We start from the raw sequence: 563 nt of genomic DNA, 5'->3' as shown, positions 1-563 counted from the left end.
GTAAACCAAACGGTGACCAAAGGTGGTGCTATTGCCGCAGGGGCTGCGGGCGCTGCTGCAGGGAATATTGCCGGACGTCTGAAAGAAGGCGGCAGTTCTGGTAGCAGTAATAGCAGTTCTGTTGGTAGCAATGGCAGCCGGCCACAGGGGCAGAATTATTCCACAAGGGGTGGAGGACAGTCCGGATCTTCCGGGAGGACTCCTTCATAATTAGCAAAATGAGCAGATTCGGAAATTAGCAAATATTTCCGAATTTGCTAATATTCACATTTTCACATTGAATAAATGGAATTTAAATCATTAAAAAACATAGAAACCAGCTTTAAGCAACTGCGTATTTTCAGCATTGTGTTTTTGTGCATGTGTACTATCGTTACGGGCTACTCTGTGTATAGTGCATACGACTTTGCAGAAGCACAACGCCAGAAAATATATGTACTGGACAACGGAAAATCGCTGATGCTTGCTCTCTCACAGGACTTATCACAAAACCGTCCTGTGGAAGCACGGGAACACGTCAGGCGTTTCCACGAACTCTTCTTTACGCTGTCACCTGATAAGAA

1 protein-coding gene and 1 pseudogene are annotated in these 563 nt (G+C 45.5%); both read left to right on the top strand.

Annotated features, from left to right (window positions below; genetic code table 11):
- A partial coding sequence (locus D0T84_RS23330) for a hypothetical protein (RefSeq protein ID WP_370525519.1) occupies window positions 1–210 on the top strand: 210 nt, incomplete at its 5' end.
- A 75-nt stretch (window positions 211–285) separates the two neighbouring features.
- Window positions 286–563: pseudogene (locus tag D0T84_RS23325) on the top strand (conjugative transposon protein TraK); the annotation flags it as partial.

The sequence above is a fragment of the Dysgonomonas sp. 521 genome, from assembly GCF_010501055.1.
GTDB lineage: Bacteria > Bacteroidota > Bacteroidia > Bacteroidales > Dysgonomonadaceae > Dysgonomonas.
Note: the sequence above shows the minus strand (reverse complement) of the source record. Positions and strands in the feature narration are given on the sequence as shown.